Origin of the sequence: Aquirufa lenticrescens, assembly GCF_019916085.1 — a bacterium.
Classification (GTDB): Bacteria; Bacteroidota; Bacteroidia; order Cytophagales; family Spirosomataceae; genus Aquirufa; species Aquirufa lenticrescens.
The window spans coordinates 776,692-795,422 of sequence record NZ_CP049834.1 but is presented as its reverse complement, the minus strand read 5'-3'; the positions used below and the strand labels follow the sequence as shown (position 1 = coordinate 795,422).

18 protein-coding genes and 1 tRNA gene are annotated in these 18,731 nt (G+C 43.5%); 12 read left to right on the top strand and 7 right to left on the bottom strand.

Annotated features, from left to right (window positions below; genetic code table 11):
- Nucleotides 1-3: 3 nt before the first annotated feature.
- From G9X62_RS03645 to G9X62_RS03630, 4 genes are all read right to left on the bottom strand, one after another.
- Nucleotides 4-74, bottom strand: a tRNA-Gln gene (locus G9X62_RS03645).
- A gap of 128 nt (nt 75-202) precedes the next feature.
- A complete protein-coding gene (gene fabD, locus G9X62_RS03640) occupies nt 203-1,084 on the bottom strand; it encodes an ACP S-malonyltransferase (protein ID WP_223131447.1) in 882 nt (293 codons plus the stop codon).
- Between the two features lie 46 nt (nt 1,085-1,130).
- Nucleotides 1,131-1,466 carry a thiol-disulfide oxidoreductase DCC family protein gene (locus tag G9X62_RS03635; RefSeq protein WP_223131446.1) on the bottom strand — a complete coding sequence of 112 codons (336 nt, stop codon included), beginning with the start codon at nt 1,464-1,466 and terminating at the stop codon, nt 1,131-1,133.
- A gap of 1 nt (nt 1,467) precedes the next feature.
- Entirely contained in the window at nt 1,468-4,281 is a 2,814-nt protein-coding gene (locus G9X62_RS03630; protein WP_223131445.1) for a T9SS type B sorting domain-containing protein, read from the bottom strand.
- Between the two features lie 170 nt (nt 4,282-4,451).
- Here G9X62_RS03630 and G9X62_RS03625 point away from each other — a divergent pair, with 170 nt between their 5' ends.
- The 11 genes from G9X62_RS03625 to G9X62_RS03575 all read left to right on the top strand — a co-directional run bounded on the left by G9X62_RS03625 (nt 4,452) and on the right by G9X62_RS03575 (nt 15,220).
- The gene (locus tag G9X62_RS03625; protein WP_223131444.1) at nt 4,452-5,117 is read left to right on the top strand and encodes a succinate dehydrogenase cytochrome b subunit; all 666 of its coding nucleotides are present in this window, start codon (nt 4,452-4,454) and stop codon (nt 5,115-5,117) included.
- Between the two features lie 21 nt (nt 5,118-5,138).
- Nucleotides 5,139-7,118: a fumarate reductase/succinate dehydrogenase flavoprotein subunit gene (locus G9X62_RS03620; protein ID WP_223131443.1), complete on the top strand. Its 1,980-nt coding sequence runs from the start codon at nt 5,139-5,141 to the stop codon at nt 7,116-7,118.
- Nucleotides 7,119-7,127: 9 nt separating this feature from the next.
- Nucleotides 7,128-7,886, top strand: a complete 759-nt coding sequence (locus G9X62_RS03615) for a succinate dehydrogenase/fumarate reductase iron-sulfur subunit (protein ID WP_223131442.1) — start codon at nt 7,128-7,130, stop codon at nt 7,884-7,886.
- Between the two features lie 48 nt (nt 7,887-7,934).
- On the top strand, nt 7,935-8,519 hold the full coding sequence (locus G9X62_RS03610; RefSeq protein ID WP_261345562.1) for a thymidine kinase: 585 nt from the start codon (nt 7,935-7,937) through the stop codon (nt 8,517-8,519).
- Nucleotides 8,506-8,970 (top strand): YkgJ family cysteine cluster protein, encoded by a 465-nt coding sequence (locus G9X62_RS03605; RefSeq protein WP_223131440.1) that lies wholly within the window; start codon nt 8,506-8,508, stop codon nt 8,968-8,970. The genes G9X62_RS03610 and G9X62_RS03605 overlap by 14 nt, the downstream gene beginning before the upstream one ends.
- Nucleotides 8,971-9,033: 63 nt before the next feature.
- Nucleotides 9,034-9,951: an ROK family protein gene (locus tag G9X62_RS03600; RefSeq protein ID WP_223131439.1), complete on the top strand. Its 918-nt coding sequence runs from the start codon at nt 9,034-9,036 to the stop codon at nt 9,949-9,951.
- Between the two features lie 102 nt (nt 9,952-10,053).
- Entirely contained in the window at nt 10,054-10,290 is a 237-nt protein-coding gene (locus G9X62_RS03595) for an acyl carrier protein (protein WP_130895240.1), read from the top strand.
- Nucleotides 10,291-10,408: 118 nt separating this feature from the next.
- Complete coding sequence (fabF, locus tag G9X62_RS03590) at nt 10,409-11,656, top strand: beta-ketoacyl-ACP synthase II (RefSeq protein ID WP_223131438.1); 1,248 nt, start codon at nt 10,409-10,411, stop codon at nt 11,654-11,656.
- A 7-nt stretch (nt 11,657-11,663) separates the two neighbouring features.
- Complete coding sequence (rnc, locus tag G9X62_RS03585; RefSeq protein ID WP_223131437.1) at nt 11,664-12,407, top strand: ribonuclease III; 744 nt, start codon at nt 11,664-11,666, stop codon at nt 12,405-12,407.
- A 9-nt stretch (nt 12,408-12,416) separates the two neighbouring features.
- Nucleotides 12,417-13,250 carry a hypothetical protein gene (locus G9X62_RS03580; RefSeq protein ID WP_223131436.1) on the top strand — a complete coding sequence of 278 codons (834 nt, stop codon included), beginning with the start codon at nt 12,417-12,419 and terminating at the stop codon, nt 13,248-13,250.
- Between the two features lie 71 nt (nt 13,251-13,321).
- Nucleotides 13,322-15,220 (top strand): hypothetical protein, encoded by a 1,899-nt coding sequence (locus G9X62_RS03575; protein WP_223131435.1) that lies wholly within the window; start codon nt 13,322-13,324, stop codon nt 15,218-15,220.
- Here the strand turns inward: G9X62_RS03575 and kdsA are convergent.
- From kdsA to G9X62_RS03560, 3 genes are read right to left on the bottom strand one after another with little or no spacing between them, the layout of a single operon-like run.
- Entirely contained in the window at nt 15,217-16,026 is an 810-nt protein-coding gene (gene kdsA, locus G9X62_RS03570) for a 3-deoxy-8-phosphooctulonate synthase (protein ID WP_223131434.1), read from the bottom strand. The two genes, G9X62_RS03575 and kdsA, sit on opposite strands and share 4 nt — an antisense overlap.
- A gap of 1 nt (nt 16,027) precedes the next feature.
- On the bottom strand, nt 16,028-17,032 hold the full coding sequence (gene murB, locus G9X62_RS03565; protein WP_223131433.1) for a UDP-N-acetylmuramate dehydrogenase: 1,005 nt from the start codon (nt 17,030-17,032) through the stop codon (nt 16,028-16,030).
- A gap of 1 nt (nt 17,033) precedes the next feature.
- Nucleotides 17,034-17,762: an ABC transporter ATP-binding protein gene (locus G9X62_RS03560; protein ID WP_223131432.1), complete on the bottom strand. Its 729-nt coding sequence runs from the start codon at nt 17,760-17,762 to the stop codon at nt 17,034-17,036.
- A gap of 63 nt (nt 17,763-17,825) precedes the next feature.
- Here G9X62_RS03560 and G9X62_RS03555 point away from each other — a divergent pair, with 63 nt between their 5' ends.
- On the top strand, nt 17,826-18,728 hold the full coding sequence (locus G9X62_RS03555) for a prohibitin family protein (RefSeq protein WP_223131431.1): 903 nt from the start codon (nt 17,826-17,828) through the stop codon (nt 18,726-18,728).
- The last annotated feature ends 3 nt before the right edge of the window (nt 18,729-18,731 follow it).

Sequence of the window (18,731 nt, the reverse complement as noted above, 5' to 3'; positions counted from 1 at the left end):
CTGTTGACCTACCAGGACTCGAACCTAGAAAACCAGAACCAAAAACTGGTGTGTTACCATTACACCATAGGTCAATTCCAAAATCTGATGCAAAAGTAAGGGCTTGAGCCCAAATTATCAAACGTTACCGAAAAAATAATTGAATTATTTCCGTCGTTTTCCGCTTAAGCGCTCACAATCAGTGCATCAAATTCGATTATTCTTATGCTAACTCCATAGAAGAAACAACCGCCTCCGCGTGAATCTTGCGCACAAGTCCTTGCAATACTTTGCCTGGTCCACATTCGATAAATTCTGTCGCACCTGCGCCTACCATCGCTTCAACTGACTGTGTCCAACGAACGGCACCCGTTAATTGAGAGATTAAGTTCGCTTTGATTTCAGCTGGGTCTTGTGATGGTTTAGCATTCACGTTTTGGAAGATCGGGCAAATAGGGCGAACGATTTCCGTTGCTTCAATAGCCGCGGCTAATTCTACACGTGCTGGTTCCATAAAGGGTGAGTGGAAGGCTCCACCTACTGGCAATGGCAATACGCGCTTCGCTCCTGCTTCTTTCAATTGAACGCCTACCGCTTCGATTCCTTCTACTGATCCAGAGATCACGACTTGGCCAGGGCAGTTATAGTTTGCTGCGACTACGGATGGACCGTAAGCCTGGCAAATTTCTTCAATTGTTGCATCGGGCAAACCTAAAACGGCAGCCATGGTGCTTGGCTCGATTTCGCAAGCCTTTTGCATGGCTAGCGCTCTTTGGTACACTAATCGTAATCCATCTTGCCAGCTTAAGCCGCCTGCCGCAACTAGCGCAGAAAATTCTCCTAAAGAGTGACCTGCAACCATTGAGGGAGCGAAGTCTTTCCCTAATTTGGGAATCAAAATAGAATGCAAATAGATCGCAGGTTGTGTTACTTTCGTTTGTTTCAATTCCTCATCCGTCCCCTCGAACATCACAGACGATAAAGAAAAGCCTAAGATGGCATCCGCCTCATCGATGATTTGTTTCGCTACTGGAAAATTCGTGTAAAGATCCTTTGCCATTCCTGGAAACTGAGAACCTTGACCTGGGAAAATATATGCTTTCATAAAGAGTTTTTGATATTTTAATTTTTACAAAGATAGGCCAAAAGCCCTAAATGGCACAATCGTCCACCGATTTACCCCAAAATAATCGATTCTTCGCCACCCAATCATAGCCCATATCCAGCAGGCGGGTAGGTAATAAAAACATGATACGCAGGGGTTGAAAATACCAATGAGCATGGACTAAAATACGTGCTATGGCATCCGATTTCACATAGACCTTCTTCCCTACCACCCATTTGATGCTATCAATGTCAGGAAGCGTAAATTCCGTAAATGATGTTTCGGGAATGATGGGCAAATTGCCTTTTACCATCCGTTTCAGTAGCTTCGAGGAGAAGCGACAAAAGCGACAACCTCCATCGATTAAAACGATTCCGTCCATGTTAGCGAACTAGTTCTACCCAGCCTTTAAGACTCTTGTTTTGTGCCGATTTATCAAACAGATCAAAGACCACATCGCAAGTGTAGAAATAAGAGGAGGCTGACATTTGAACGCCGTTTGAATCCGTTCCATTCCAACCAAAACCAGCCAAAGGACCGGAATATTGGTAAATTAGCTGACCATTGCGATCTACAATTTTACAGGTCACTAAACTCACAAAGCGTGGACAGCGCATCGGCTTAAAGGAATCATTCAGGCCATCTCCGTTTGGACTAAATAAGTTAGGCAAGTCAAATGACGCACAGTTCTCTACGCAAATCTTGTTGCTAGGCGTACTTTCTTTACCTAAGGCACTTACAGCGGTCACGTAATAACAACCACGGTAGGAGTTTTGGAGTATATGCGAGAAGTTCAACGTAGAAGAAGTGGCTAATAAGGTATAGGCAGACGGAGGGTCTTTAGCATAATAAATCTTATAACTCACAATATCCGGATCGCAAATACCGGAGACCGTAGGCGTCCACGTAAGTTGATTTGTAAAGCTACTGAATGAACAATCCGCCTTTGTATCTAAAGACGCGCAATCCACAGTGTACAACTGCAGCGCTGGAGGACAAGGGAAAATGTCTGTCTGTGGAATACCACAAATGATTTGCGACTTATTAATCAATTCCATCGCTGGCAATCCTGGCCCATACGAACCCAAGGTCTCCACATAATAACAGTACGACGAATCGGTCTTCATCGCCACAGAAAACGTCCCGTCAGCGGCATACGTATCTGCTCCTGAGTCCACATATTTAAAAGTGCCAGCCGTCGTCACAGGCACATCGGCAATACGATTAAAAATACCTGACCCACGAGGCGTCTCACGGTAAACACGGTGAACTTTGTTCTCATTGGACCAAGGTACAGTAGCAGACCATGCTAACTTCACAGAAGCAATGGCCACTTGCGTACTTAAACGCACATTAGAAGCCGGTGTAGGCGACTCTAATAAAGTTCGCACACCATTTAACGTATAATAGAAATCCGTGCGATAGCGGTAAGTCAACGCGGAGGTATTTAAACCGGTATCCGTATAGGTCGTATCGTTTACTGCAGTGCGAATAGTAGCCGGAATAGGTGAACCTATGGCTCCATAAGTCCCAGTTCCAATAGCCCGCATCAATTGATATGTATAAGGCCCAGGGTATTGCAGCGTATCTAATTTCACTGGACGCGTCCAGCGCACTAAGTTCTCCCCTGCCGTGGTACTCGTTTTAAGCACAGATACATTTGTCATAATAGGCGAAGCGCTGGCAATCAAATAACAAGCCGAATTTGACATCGGACTGAAATCGTCTACTCCTTTCGAATTCGTAAAGGCCACCACTAGCACATAAGAGTAATTCGTATTTTTTACGATGGCATTATCCGTGTAAGCTGTGGCCGTAATAGGTAAACGAGCTAGTTCCGTGTAGCCAGATGCCGACATACCAGTAGCACAATTCGCATTGACGATGGCATCGCAGGCACCTTGTTTTCGGTACAAAATCAACGTAGCATTAGGTAAAGAACAGGCGTACGTAGACCATTTAAGCGCGATGGAAGTACCCACTCCTGCTGTAGCTGTCACATTTTTCACTGCTGGCGCGAGCACCCGTATATTCCAAATCTTACTATCTACTAAATTACTCACCCCTGCGTTTGTCACAGGCGGAAAGTCCTCTGCCTTGAAAAAGACATCATATCCCTCTTTTCGAATGTGAACACAATCTGTTTGCCAGTTGAAGGTACCTACAGCCGTAAGAGCCGTTTGGCGCGCAGCAGCCGTAAAGGTCGCATTAGGAGGTTTGACAGCATAAGATGTATCTATCGCATACACATTTCCACTACTCGTAATGGATATCGGATCCACCCGTCCCGTTTTAGAAACCTGATCAATGGCCGTAATGGTTTGATTTATACGCGTTCCAGCTTGAATACAAACATCTGCAGGTACACTTAACAAGGGACCTCTGTTATCTAAATCCTTCACTTCGATCTGCATATCCCGAACGGTCTCCGAAATCTTGACGCCGTTTCTCCACTCTTCAATAATAAATGCACAGTTGTACAAACCTACTTCTTGAGGGGATCTCCAGATTAAATCCCCTGTTTTGGCATTAATCGTAAACGAAGAGGGAGTTGCAGAAACCTCATTAGGCTGCTTAAAATTAGGGGCTAATAAACCTCTTCCTGCTGGATCGCAGGTTAATTCTGCCCCAGTTCTAGATACAGATAGGCGGTAGGCCAAAGAATCACCTTCCGCATCTACCGCATTCGAATTATGAATAAAGGGCTGTCCGACCACGGCAGTCAAATCCACCGCTGGATTCAGTAACACAGGCGTGGAATTTAATCCCAATCCTGCATTAATCGAAAAGATAGTTTCTACATAAAATGCCACATCCACTGAACGTGTAATATTCAATACGCCATCATTTCGATTAGGAACAGCCACGGATACTTTATAAAACAAGGAAGCAGCTGGATAGGTATATTGGATTTTGTATACGTTTTTCAACGTCCCGTTCCCTAGATTAATAGGATAACCAGCAGAACGACGAGCTGATAAAATAGAAGAACCATCCCCAAAACAGAAATTCACCGTATTCTGCTCCACATTCGCCCGATTATTTTCCGTGTAGGTGGTTAGCGTAAATTCGAAAGTCAATGTTTTATCCGACATCCGTTTTACCGTGATCTCCCCTCCCTTTAAATGGGTCGCTTGAGCCGCAAAACTAAGCGCGCACAGAAACAAGAAATAAAGGCTAATTCTTTTCAAGAGCATAAAACATTTTTGATTAGCTGTAAGTTAAGAAGGCAATTCCTTTTTTCAAAAAAAATGGATTTTTTACGTTTTAAATTTGATAGAGCGGCAATTCGATTGTAGTTTTGGTAGCTAAATAAAATCGAACCTGTTCGTTTATTTTTATTTCCTTTTAACAAATACATTTATTTATGGCTTGGTTAGCAAAATCACTTAATTCATCTCTCGGGAAAAAGCTCCTGATGGCCATTACGGGCCTCTTTTTAATTAGCTTCCTGTTAGTTCACTGCAGTTTGAACGCTCTAATCTTCCTAAATGATGGCGGAGTGGCCTTTAATGAGGGTGCAGAGTTTATGGGAACGAATCCGGTTATCCGCACGATGGAGATTGTGTTGTTCGCTGGGTTATTATTACACATTTATGACGGTCTTCGTCTTTGGTTAGAAAACAAATCAAAACGCCCAGTCGCTTACGCGAAGGTGGATGGCGCTGCGAACAGCAAGTGGTATTCACGTTCCATGGGTCTTTTAGGAACTTTATTATTATTATTCTTAATTCTTCACTTAAAGCATTTTTGGTACTTCTCTCGTTTAACAGAGGGCTTAGAGGACCATACGTTATATGCAGAGATGCAAGCGGTATTTATGAACCCTGTAGTGGTTGTAGTCTATGTTTTAGGATGTATTTCTTTAGGATATCACCTTTTACATGGTTTCTCTAGTGCATTCCAGTCGATCGGTTGGAATCACCCTAAGTATACGCCTACGATCAAAACGATCGGAGCGATCTTCTCTATCGTTATTCCTGCGGCTTTTGCTGCGATGCCGATTGCCTTTTATTTCCATTTGATTCATTAATATTTCAGCGATACGATTGATATGACAAAATTAGATGCCAAAATTCCAGAAGGCGCGTTAGCCGACAAATGGACCAAATATCGTTCCAGCGTTTCTCTAGTAAACCCTGCGAACAAACGTAGCTTAGAAATCATCGTGGTAGGTTCAGGCCTAGCAGGTGCGTCTGCCGCTGCATCGTTAGCTGAATTAGGATATAAAGTAAAAGTATTCTGTTTCCAAGATTCTCCACGTCGTGCGCACTCAATTGCCGCTCAAGGAGGTATCAACGCAGCGAAGAACTACCAAAACGATGGTGACTCCGTTTACCGTTTATTCTACGATACCATCAAAGGTGGTGACTACCGTGCGCGTGAAGCGAACGTACACCGTCTAGCGGAAGTATCTGGAAGCATTATTGACCAATGCGTAGCGCAAGGGGTTCCTTTCGCTCGTGAATACGGTGGATTGCTTTCTAACCGTTCATTCGGTGGAACGCAAGTGCAACGTACGTTCTACGCGGCAGGTCAAACTGGTCAGCAATTATTATTAGGTGCTTATTCTGCTTTGCAACGCCAGGTGGGAATGGGTAACGTGAAAATGTATACTCGCCACGAAATGCTAGATGTCGTAACGATCGACGGAAAAGCACGTGGTATCATCGCTCGTGATTCAGTAACTGGAGCTTTAGAGCGCCACTTCGGACACGCGGTTTTATTGTGTACGGGTGGTTACGGAAACGTATTCTACTTGTCTACTAACGCGATGGGATCGAACGTAACAGCAGCTTGGAAAGCGCACAAAAAAGGGGCTTTCTTCGCTAACCCTTGTTACACACAAATTCACCCGACGTGTATCCCGGTATCAGGTGATCACCAATCGAAATTAACCTTGATGTCTGAGTCCCTTCGTAACGATGGTCGTATTTGGGTTCCTAAGAAACAAAACGATAATCGCAAAGCGAACGAGATTCCAGAAGACGAAAGAGATTACTACTTAGAGCGTCGTTACCCTGCATTCGGTAACTTAGTACCACGTGATATTGCTTCTCGTGCAGCTAAGGAGCGTTGCGATGCAGGTTATGGTGTAGGAACGTCTAAAATGGCGGTTTACTTAGACTATGCTGCGGCGATCATCCGTTACGGAAAAGGAGAAGCAAACAAAAACAATATGCACAATCCATCAGACGAAGAGATTCAAGCGATGGGTAAGGCAGTCGTAAAAGAGAAATACGGTAACTTGTTTGATATGTACAAGCAAATTACGGGTGAAGATCCATACGAGGTGCCAATGCGTATATATCCAGCGGTTCACTACACGATGGGTGGACTTTGGGTAGATTACAACTTAATGACTACAGTTCCTGGTTTATACGCTTTAGGAGAAGCTAACTTCTCTGATCACGGCGCGAATCGTTTAGGAGCTTCAGCCTTAATGCAAGGTTTAGCGGATGGTTATTTCGTGATTCCTTACACAATCGGTGCTTACTTAGCAGCCGAAATTCGCACACCATCGATGTCAACGGATTCAGAAGATTTCGTAGCGGCAGAGAAAGCGGTACGTGATCGTTTAGAGACTCTGATGAACATTAAAGGATCTAAGCCAGTCGATTACTTCCACAAGCGTTTAGGTAAGATCATGTGGGACGAGTGCGGTATGGCACGTAGCGCAGAAGGTTTGAAAGCTTCTATCAAGGAGATCCAAGCCTTACAGAAAGAATTCTGGTCAGATGTGAAGATCCCAGGTGAGATCGATAATCTTAACCCTGAATTAGAGAAAGCGGGCCGTGTGGCTGACTTCCTTGAATTAGGCGAGTTAATGTGTATTGATGCCTTAGATCGCAACGAAAGTTGTGGAGGTCACTTCCGTACAGAATACCAAACAGAAGACGGGGAAGCCCTTCGTGATGACGAAAAGTATGCTTATGTAGCGGCTTGGGAATACGAAAAACAATCGACTTTCAAACTTCACAAAGAAGAATTGAAATACGAAAACATCAAAATTGCTCAAAGATCTTATAAATAATTCGATACAATGGAAGGACATTTAAACCTGACACTCAAAATTTGGAGACAAAAAAATGCAAGCGTAGCTGGTAAGTTCGAAACTTATCAGGTGAGCGGCATCTCCACAGATATGTCATTTTTGGAAATGATTGACGTGTTAAACAACCGTTTGATCGAAGAAGGAGATGATCCGGTAGCATTTGACCACGATTGCCGCGAAGGTATTTGCGGTATGTGCTCGATGTACATTAACGGTCGTCCACACGGACCAAACCGTGGTGTGACAACTTGCCAGCTTCACATGCGTTCGTTCCAAGATGGCGAAACAATTACGGTAGAGCCTTGGAGAGCGAGTGCGTTCCCAGTGATTAAGGACTTAGTAGTGAACCGTTCTTCTTTTGACCGTATTATTGCAGCAGGAGGTTTCGTTTCAGTGAACACAGGTAATGCGCAAGATGCAAACAACCTACCTATTCCAAAAGATGACGCAGACGAGGCTTTCGCAGCAGCGGCTTGTATCGGTTGTGGAGCTTGTGTAGCGGCTTGTAAGAATGCTTCGGCGATGTTGTTTACGTCTGCTAAAGTTTCACAGTTAGCTTTATTACCTCAAGGTAAAGTGGAAGCAGCGACTCGCGCGCAAGCGATGGTTGCTCAGATGGACGAAGAAGGATTCGGCGCTTGTTCAAACACCGGTGCTTGCGAGGCTGAATGCCCTAAAGGTATCTCTATTGAGAACATCGCGCGTATGAACCGCGAATATTTCTCATCGACATTCTCGTCTAAATAATTTTCAATTTATAGCCCCTGGATGCAATTTCAGGGGCTTTTTACGCCCTTGTTTTTAGAACCTACCCATTCCAAATCTGCTGAACGCAATCCACCTGCTGGTTGGATTGAAGTGATATGCGGTTCCATGTTCTCTGGTAAAACAGAAGAACTGATTCGCCGCTTAAAACGCGCAAAAATCGCCCAAATGCGGGTCGAAATCTTCAAACCGATGGCAGATACCCGCTACCATGACGAAGATATCGTTTCTCACAATCAAAATTCCATCCGTTCTACACCGGTTAACAACTCAGGAGAAATCCTTTTGCTAGCTGGAGATTGCGATGTGATTGGTTTAGATGAGGTACAATTCTTTGATGATAACATCGTAGAGGTATGTAATTCCCTAGCGAATCAAGGTAAGCGAATCATCGTGGCGGGATTAGATATGGACTTTAAAGGGCAACCTTTTGGGCCTATGCCTGGACTTATGGCCATCGCCGAGTTCGTCACGAAAGTGCACGCTGTATGTGTGAACTGCGGAGCAGCCGCTCATTATTCCTACCGCAAGGTGGAGCAACAACAAACCGTCTTATTAGGCGAAACAGAGTCTTACGAGGCTCGCTGCCGTTCTTGCTTCCATGGCCAAAACTAAAGACCCCTCCTTCAGAAAACTAATCCAACGATTAGTGGCTCGTAAGCCTAAGAACTTGGATCAGCAATTTTTCCAAGCTCACACCGAAGTTTTCAAGAAAACCGATTGCTTGACCTGCGGCAATTGCTGTCGCACGACTAGTCCGATGTGGAATGATACCGATATCCAACGTGTTTCTCATTTGTTCAAAATGAAGACGTCTGCTTTCTTGGATGCTTATTTAGTACAAGATTCTGACGGTGATTGGGTCTATCCTAAGGCCCCTTGCCCCTTTTTAGATCTAGAGGACAACAAATGTGGCATCTACGATCACCGCCCCAAAGCCTGCCGCGAATACCCGCATACCGACCGTAAGAACATCATGGGGATTTTGGGATTAACCTCAAAAAACGCGGTAATCTGCCCGGCTGTGACCCAAATCCTTGAAAAAATCGAGCAAATTTACCCTTGAGCCACTTTTGATTTGAAATTCACGTCAAAATTCGACAATTTCGTAATTCAATAAATCAAACTTATGGCAGCAGCAGAATACTTAGGAATCGATGTAGGTGGAACCGGCGTTAAAATGGGAATCGTCCACGCAGACACAGGTCAAATCAACAATTTTCAAAGTTACGATACTGCTACCTGGAGAGAATCTCATCACTTTTTAGAGCGTTTGGCGGATGCGATTGCTTTGCAATTGTACCAACACAAGAATGTAAAGAAAGTGGGAATCGGTTTACCAGGCATCCTAACGAAGGATCGCCGCACTTTAATCGAGATCACAGCTATCCCAGAAATTGATGGATCTCCTATGATTGATATGTTGGAGAAGCGCTTTCCAGAGCACGCTTTCTTTATGGAAAACGATGCTAATGCAGCTGCTTTAGGTGAATTCTATTTCTCTCCAGAGAAGGCTACCATGCCAGAAGACTTCGTTTTCATTACCTTGGGAACAGGAGTAGGTGGCGCTGCTGTCATCGATCGTAAAATCTTCTTAGGTGGGGATGGCAATGCGATGGAACCAGGTCACGTTCCTTCACGCGATGGTAAAGTATTAGAACGCAATGTGGGCAAGAAAGAGTTATTACAAATGGCTACCGCCATGCGTGCTGCCTACACTGGAAAAACGTCTCTTCCTGCTGATGGAACTATTTCAACGACAGCCTTAGTGGTAGGAGCTGAAGAAGGAGATGAATTAGCTTTAGCTATTTGGAATGAAGTGGGATCCTTATTAGGAGATATGTTAGTTTCCTTAATTCGTATCCTAGATATCAAAAATATCTTCATAGGTGGCGGATTATCAGCCTCTTACGACTTTATTTTACCTAGTATGGAGAAGCAGCTAAATTACTGGTTAACGCCAGCTTATTTGGAAAAATTAACCATTAAAAAAGCCTTATTAGGCAACGACGCAGGCCTTTTAGGGGCTGCATCGCTTTGTTTTTAGAGGAAACAGCCTAGAACAGGCTAATTAGAATTGAATTTGTTTGATAAATTCAACTTTAATTCTAATCTTTGCATCGTTTTTGAACCCCAAAATAATATTAAAATGTCAGATATTGCAGAAAAAGTAAAAAGCATCATCGTTGAAAAATTAGGTGTAGAAGCATCAGAAGTTACTCCTGAGGCATCTTTCACAAACGATTTGGGAGCTGACTCTCTAGATACAGTTGAGTTAATCATGGAATTCGAAAAAGAATTCTCTGTTTCTATTCCAGATGATCAAGCGGAGAACATCCAAACAGTAGGCCAAGCTATTACTTATTTGGAAGAGAACGCAAAGTAATCGAAGCAACCATAAAAATTATGTCAATTAGTTAACAGTAATCAGGTGGATTTTTCCATGGGATTTCTCGGACTGATTGACATTTTTTATTTTAAGCAGATTCATAAATAACAAGAATATGGAGTTAAAACGAGTAGTTGTCACGGGCTTAGGCGCCCTAACCCCCATCGGGAACACAGTTAGTGAATATTGGGATGGATTAAAGAACGGCGTTAGCGGTTGTGGCCCCATCACGAAATTCGATGCGGAAAAATTCAGAACTCGTTTTGCTTGTGAATTAAAGAACTTCAAGGTAGAAGATTTTATCAATGCCAAAGAAGCACGTAAAATGGATCCATTCACACAATACGCAGTAGTGGCGGCTGATGAGGCTATCGCTGATGCGAATTTTGACATGGAGACCTTGAATAAAAACAAAGTAGGCGTTATCTGGGGATCAGGTATCGGAGGTTTGAAGACTTTTGAAGACGAGATGATCTATTTCGGACAAGGAGACGGAACCCCGAAAATCAATCCCTTCTTTATCCCTAAGATGATTGCAGATTCATCTTCAGGCCAAATCTCGATCCGCAACGGATTCCGTGGTCCTAACTACGTGACTGTTTCGGCTTGTTCTTCAGCGAACAACGCGATCATTGATGCTTTCAACTATATCCGCACAGGACGTATCAACGTGTGTGTTACGGGTGGTTCTGAAGCTCCAGTGACGATTGCATCCGTTGGTGGCTTCACCGCAATGCACGCCATGTCTACTCGTAATGACGATCCAGCAACAGCTTCTCGTCCATATGACGTGGATCGCGATGGTTTCGTGGTAGGTGAAGGTGCAGGTGCCTTGATTTTAGAAGAATACGAGCACGCTAAAGCGCGTGGCGCAAAAATATACGCTGAATTAATCGGTGGAGGTTTCTCTTCTGATGCACACCACATTACAGCCCCACACCCAGAGGGTTATGGCGCTTTATTGTCAATGATTGATGCCTTAGAAGATGCGAACATCAAGCCAGAAGAAGTTGATTACGTGAATACACACGGAACATCCACTCCGATTGGTGATCCACAAGAGATTAAAGCAATCGTGGATTGTTTCGGTGAGCACGCTTATAAAATAGCTATCTCTTCGACGAAATCGATGACTGGTCACTTATTAGGTGGTGCAGGTGCGGTAGAGGCGGTAGCGTCTGTATTAGCGATTCAACATCAATTTGTCCCTCCTACCATCAACGTATTTAACCGCGATCCAGAAATCGATCAACGCATCGACTTGACGGAAAACGTAGGTAAAGCACGCAAAATTGACGTGGCATTGAGCAACGGATTTGGTTTCGGTGGTCACAACGCAACGGTTATTTTCAGAAAAATCTAAGACAAATATGGCCGTAAAATCTCTCCTAAACTGGTTAGATCCGATTCGACTAGACGAACGAGAGAAATTCTTAAAGAAATCGGTTACACATCTTATTGGGGCTAGTCCAAATAATTTAACGTTATATAGACTAGCCTTTTTACACTCCTCTGCTTCGAAAGAGAGTGTGGCAGAAAACTACAAAGAGTCAAATGAACGCCTAGAATTCTTAGGTGATTCTGTGCTTGGGATGATTACGGCGACGTATTTGTTCCAAAAATTCCCTTTCAAAGACGAAGGCTTTTTGACTGAAATACGCTCTCGTATGGTCAGCCGTGAATCTTTGAACGTAATTGGCCGCAAATTAGGCTTAGAGAAAGTAATCGAGTACGAAACACAGCGCAAAAACGCGATGTCCCGCACATCGATGTACGGAGATGCCTTAGAAGCTTTTGTAGGTGCGGTATATTTAGACAAAGGCTTTGCCTTCACCCAAAACTTCATCATTAAAAAGATTCTCACGCAATACTTTGACCTAGACGCCGTTGTACAAAACAACCCGAACTTCAAGTCAATGCTGATTGAATGGGCTCAAAAAGAAGGCAAAAAGGTCTCTTTTGAGCTAGATCAAGAGGGAGAACACCACAACCGTGAATTTACGGCTTTGGTCATCTTAGACGGCGAAAAAATAGCAGAGGGCAAAGGCTATTCGAAGAAGAAAGCAGAACAAACAGCCGCTAGAATGGCTTCCGAACAATTAGACATTAAATAATCAACACCTATGGCACCTAATATATTCTTGCAATACTGGAATGATTCACCTGAATCAATCACATTTCAAGAGGTATTAGCCTGGGAGGTTCCCACTCCTATCATTGAAGTCATTCAAGCGGAACTGTTAACTCAACTAAACTCAGCCCGCGCACAAGAAAATTTCCCTAATTTCCCGTGGTCTAGCCCACGCTTTTTAGAGAAATGGGAAGGCATTGCTCAAACCTTATTGTACCAAGTTGCATTGCCTGAATTCATTTGGGGCTCATGGATTGAAAGCCTGGCAGTTCCTGTCGAGGATGTGCCACAGCCTAGTTTTGCGGATTTATTGAACTCATATGAGGCGCCGGATGCTCCCGTTTACGAGGCACCTGTGTCGGATGCGCCGACTTATGAGGCACCAGTTGCCTCCTATACCGCAGCAGAAACATCCGCTTCAACTGATTATACCGCAGCAGAAATGCCAGCAGAGCCCTTCGATTTATTGAGTACAGAGGTTTATTTTGAAGCACCAGAAAGCCTAGAAGATTCCTCAGAAGAAGAATTCACTCGACTAAAGGATTTATTAAGCGGTTCATCGGATTCTTTGAAGTCCAAAGTCGAATCGCAAATGACTCAACGCATCGCTGACACGATCAGCCTTCACCAACGTATCAAATACCTTCAAGAGATTTTCCGTGGTGATATAGCACAATTAGAATCTTTGATTCAATTTATTGATAATGAAGCCGAAGCTGAAACATGGTCTCAAGCGCTCTTAGAACGTTATTCAGACTATCGTCAAGCAGAAAACGAAGCTATCTGGGAAGAACTGCACCAACTCATCGAACGAAAGTTCAACTAACTGATTTTCATTATCAGTTTTAAACCGCATTAAACCTCAAGCAACAGGTAATTTCAAGGAAAATTAATCCCTTGAAAACACTCTTACTTTTGCTGATATCCTTGGCCTGTTTCGCCCAAATTTCCACACAAGAGGAAGAGGAAAAGCAATCTAGCTTCGACTATTACCTTGCGAATCCGCTGAACATTAATGTAGTTTCTGAAACAGAGCTTCAATCCTCTCTCTTATTCAGCTCAGATCAAATCGCTGCGTTTATTGCCTTCCGCAAACAAATAGGCACTTTTCAATCCATCTTGGAATTACAAACCATTCCGGCTTGGGATCTAGCATTTTTGCGCCGAATTCACGACTATGTCATTTGCCATCCGATGAATCCCCGCTGGTGGAAACCAAACTCATCGACCCATCAGATCTTATTTAAAACGGATTGGACCGCTGAGACAAAAAAAGGTTTTACAGATCCTGATCTCCGAAGCAAGACCCGTTATGTGGGTGATCGAACGAATCAAACACTACGCTACAGGGGGCAATTAAATGCGAACCTTCGGATGGGGTTTCTGTTGCAAAAGGATGCGGGAGAGAAAGACCTTAGCGACTTTAGTAGTGGTTTTGTCGAGTTTAAATCCAAAGGGATTTTGGAGAAAGTCATCCTAGGCGACTTCATTAACCAATGGGGTCAAGGGCTTGTTCAGTCTGGAGGTTTCTCCTTAGGCAAGAGTTTTGAAAGCATAAAAGCTACCCAAAAATTCAATCTAGGCGGTTTAGCCTACAGTTCCAGCGTAGAATATGGTTATTACCAAGGAATCAATTTCACCCTAAAACTCACGGAATTTCTTCGAATTCAAACTTTTGCGTCATACCGAAACTTGGATGCCACCACCGGAATCGACTCAATAGGTAAAACCTATTTGCGAACGAGGGTCGAAGATGGCTTCCATCGAACGAGCTCAGAAATCAGTCATAAAGACGCGATGCAAGAGAAAACCACTGGCGCAAACATTACCTATTCTCCTTTGAGTATTCCACTCGTCCTCCAGTTAAACGGGGTTTATACACTATGGTCCTTGCCTAAACCTATCGGCATTGGATACAAACAACCCGAGTGGTCTGGAAACAAATTACAGAACTATTCAATTAGCTTTCAATACCCCTTTAGAAACATCAGAATGGTAGGAGAATTTGCGACTTCAGGCAATAGACAATATTCCCTCATTCAATCCGCAGCCACCTCCCTATCGAAGAAATTAGATGCCTCTTATCTATTCAGACACTATTCGGCGGGCTATTTTAGTCCAAAATCGAATGGGCTTTCTGAAAACTCAGAAAATCTAAACGAATGGGGCCTATTCCTAGGCCTAGGTTACCAAATTAACAAGCGAATGAAGTTAAGCTCGTATGTCGATTATTTTTGCTTCCCAGGGCCTAAATACCAAGTTGTAGCCTCTAATACCTTTGGCTGGGAATTCCTTAGCCGCTTGCAGTGGGAAAAAAGGCATAGCGCCCGCGGATTCATTCAAGGCAAATGGACGCGAAAAGAGGAGAAAGACCTAATTCAAATCAGCTTGGATGGGCATTTCATCGCCATCAAATCCTGGGACTTTCACGTACGCGCGATGGCCTCTGCTTTAGGCTCTGAAATCGGATATTTACTTTTACAAGATGTGAAATGGGATCAGGGCAAATGGAATGTACAAGGACGTTTCGCCTTTATCAATACGCCCAGTTATGACACGCGAAATTATGCTTATGAACCTGGCGTCCCCTATTCTTTCCTTTTACCGGCCTATGCGGGTAAAGCCATCAAGACAACAGTGGTGATGGCCTATCAATGGAACAGAGAAATAGCCATAGCCGCTAAATATGCAAGGATTCAATACCAAGATCGCACGGAAGTAGGATCTGGCTTAGATGCCATTGAAGGGAATACCAAAACCGATATCACCCTCCAAATCAGCTATAAAATGCATTAAACGATCGCTTCGCGAACGCGCAATAGTTTCTCCAAAAGACCTTCTAATTGATCTAATGGAAGCATATTCGCGCCATCTGATTTTGCTACCGAAGGATTCGGGTGTGTTTCGATGAAGATTCCATCTGCACCTACAGCGATGGCTGCTTTTGCAATGGTTTCAATCAAAGCAGGTTGTCCACCTGTTACACCCGTCGTTTGATTCGGACGTTGCAAGGAGTGTGTGCAATCCATGATAACTGGGACATTCATCGCTGACATCTCCGGAAGATTACGGTAATCCACTACTAGATCTCCATAACCAAACGAGTTCCCACGATCCGTCAAGTAAACAACCGCCTCTGGATTCTCGTGTAATACTTTCTCCACGGCAAAACGCATCGATGCACCAGACATGAACTGACCTTTTTTGATATTCACGGCTTTGCCTGTTTGGGCAGCAGCGGCTAATAAATCAGTTTGACGGCAAAGGAAAGCGGGAATTTGCAAAACATCAACATAAGCCGCTGCCATGGCTGCTTCTGCACTTTCGTGAATATCCGTCACCGTCGGTAAGGAATAATGTTTACCTACCGCTTGTAGAATCTCCAATGCCTTTATATCACCAATACCAGTAAAAGAATCGATTTTGGTACGATTAGCTTTGCGATACGAACCTTTGAAAATATAGGGAATGCCCATCGACTTGGTGATTCCATCGATTTTTTCCGCAATCTCAAAAGCTAAATCGTTGCTTTCAATCGCACAAGATCCTGCCATCAAAAAGAAGGGGCCTTTGCCTAAATTATCTAAAGTAGGTAATGTCATATTATAAAATATTTACTTCGGTCTCTAATGAAACGCCGAAGGTGTCTTTAATTGATTGCTTAATTTCTTCTGATAGGGCCAAAATCTCTCCACCAGTCGCCTCTCCATAATTCACTAAAACGAGTGCTTGCTTCGCATGCACCCCTGCATCCCCTCTTCTAAAGCCTTTCCAACCAGCCTTTTCGATGAACCAACCAGCAGGAAACTTAACATCCGTACTACCCTCTACAGGATAATTCGGGATACCCGGAAATTGAACCAATAAGCGTGAAGCCTCAGAGGCTGAAACGGTCGGATTCTTAAAGAAACTACCGGAGTTACCAATTTCTTTCGGATCAGGTAATTTACTTTTGCGAATTTCAATAACAGCATCAGCTACCTCCCGGATAGTTGGCTGTGCAATTCCTTTTGCCGCTAAAACCTCCTGAATTGCTCCATAAGACGTTTTAACTGAAGGTTTCTTCGATAACTTAAACGTCACAGAGCTAATGAGGTATTGGCCTTTCCCTGCGCGCTTAAAGAAGCTTTCACGGTAGCCAAAAGCACACGCTTTGGCATCAAACACTTCGAGTTCTAAAGTTTGAAGATTCAAGGCTTCTAATGACTCAAATGTATCTTTAATTTCCGCGCCGTAAGCGCCGATATTTTGCATCGGAGCCGCACCCACTGTACCTGGAATCAGGGATAAATTCTCCAATCCAGACCAGCCTTGATTCACAGCATATTGAACAAATTCATCCCAAACTACCCCTGCACCACCTTTCAACCATACATAATCAGCATCTTCCTTCAAAACGGAAATACCGGGAATAGAAATTTTAACGACAAGCGCCTCCTGAGCTTTGGTCAACAACACATTACTCCCACCCCCTAAAAAAAGATGAGGCAAATGCGCGTATTCCCCTGATTTACGAATAGAAACGTATTGATCAATCGAACTAATCTCTACGAATTGACGAGCTTCCGCCTCAATCCCAAACGTATTATACCCACGTAGAGAAAACATATTAAAATAATTTAGTAGATAAAAACTCCTCTAAAGCAGGCACGCCTGAATGGTGAAATGTCTCCGAATTCCCCTCCCAAATTTTCTTACCCTCCTTCAAAAAGATAATCGATTCCCCCATCCGCATCACCGAATTCATATCATGCGATATGACTACGGTGGTCATATTGTATTCCTGCGTGATTTCCTGGATTAAATAATCAATTTTCACTGCCGTTAATGGATCTAATCCTGAATTAGGCTCATCACAGAACAAATATTTCGGATTCATAACAATGGCACGCGCAATACCTACCCGCTTTTTCATCCCGCCAGAAATCTCTGATGGCATTAAAAGCGCCGCATTCTCCAAACCCACGCGTTGCAAACAAAGCATCGCCTGCGCGTTTTTCTCTTCGAGCGTTTGGGAAGTAAGGGTATCTAGTGGGAAACGAACGTTTTCTAAAACAGATTTGGAATCAAAAAGGGCTCCTCCTTGAAAAAGAACGCCCATTTCGCGGCGAATTTCCTTCACTACATCTTGATGAGCCGTTAAAAAATCACGTCCATCATACAGCACTTGACCCTGTTCTGGAACCAAAATCCCAATCATGCATTTTAGTAGAACAGATTTACCCGTACCACTTCCCCCGATCACCATATTCGTCTTTCCAGGTTGGAAATTCGCATTAATGTCATCGAGCACTACACGACCGTTAAAAGATTTAGATAAACCCTTGATTTCAATCATATTCAAAATTAGGGATTATTGAATACTTTATGATAAATTTGATGACATTTAAATCAAAAAACTATGTTTTTCATCTTCCTAGGTATTTTGTTATTTATCGCCGGAAATGCGATCTCTAACCCCAATTTAGTATTTTCGAAATACAGTAAAACCTTAAAAGTCGTAGGAGCCGTTTTTGCCATTCTGGGACTAACCAGTTCAGCTGTTGTACAAGTAGACGCAGGCGAAGTAGGGGTCCAAAGTGTCTTTGGTAAAGTACAAACCTCCACCTTAAATAGCGGACTTAATGTGGTAAATCCCTTAGCAAAAGTGGTGGTATTTGATGCCAAAACCCAAAACTACACCATGTCCAGCGTCCACGACGAAGGAGACAAAGCCGGTGATGATGCCATCCGGGTATTAACAGCAGACGGATTAGAAGTGGTGGTCGATTTGACGGTTCTATTTCGCATCATTCCATCGGAAGCACCACGCGTGTTACGGGAGATAGGTGAAGATTACAAAGACAAAGTAGTTCGTCCTATTACGCGTACGATGATTCGCGACAATGCGGTTTATTACGATGCAGTGGCCCTTTACTCTTTGAAGCGCAATGAATTCCAACAACGCATATACTCAGACATTGAGAAGAATTTCAAGAAAAGAGGTTTAGTATTAGAGCAATTGTTGATTCGCAACATCAACCTTCCTACCTCAGTTAAGACCACTATTGAGTCAAAAATCAATGCGGAACAAGATGCGCAAAAGATGCAATTCGTGTTACAGAAAGAGAAGCAAGAAGCAGAGAGAAAGCGCGTAGAAGCGCAGGGTATCGCGGATTACCAGAAGATTTTATCGACAGGTCTAAGCGACAAGCAATTGCAATATGAGTCGATTATTGCCCAGAAAGAATTAGCAAAATCCCCTAACGCAAAAGTGATCATTATGGGTGGCAAAAGTGCCCCGATCATCCTAGGGAATCAATAAAAT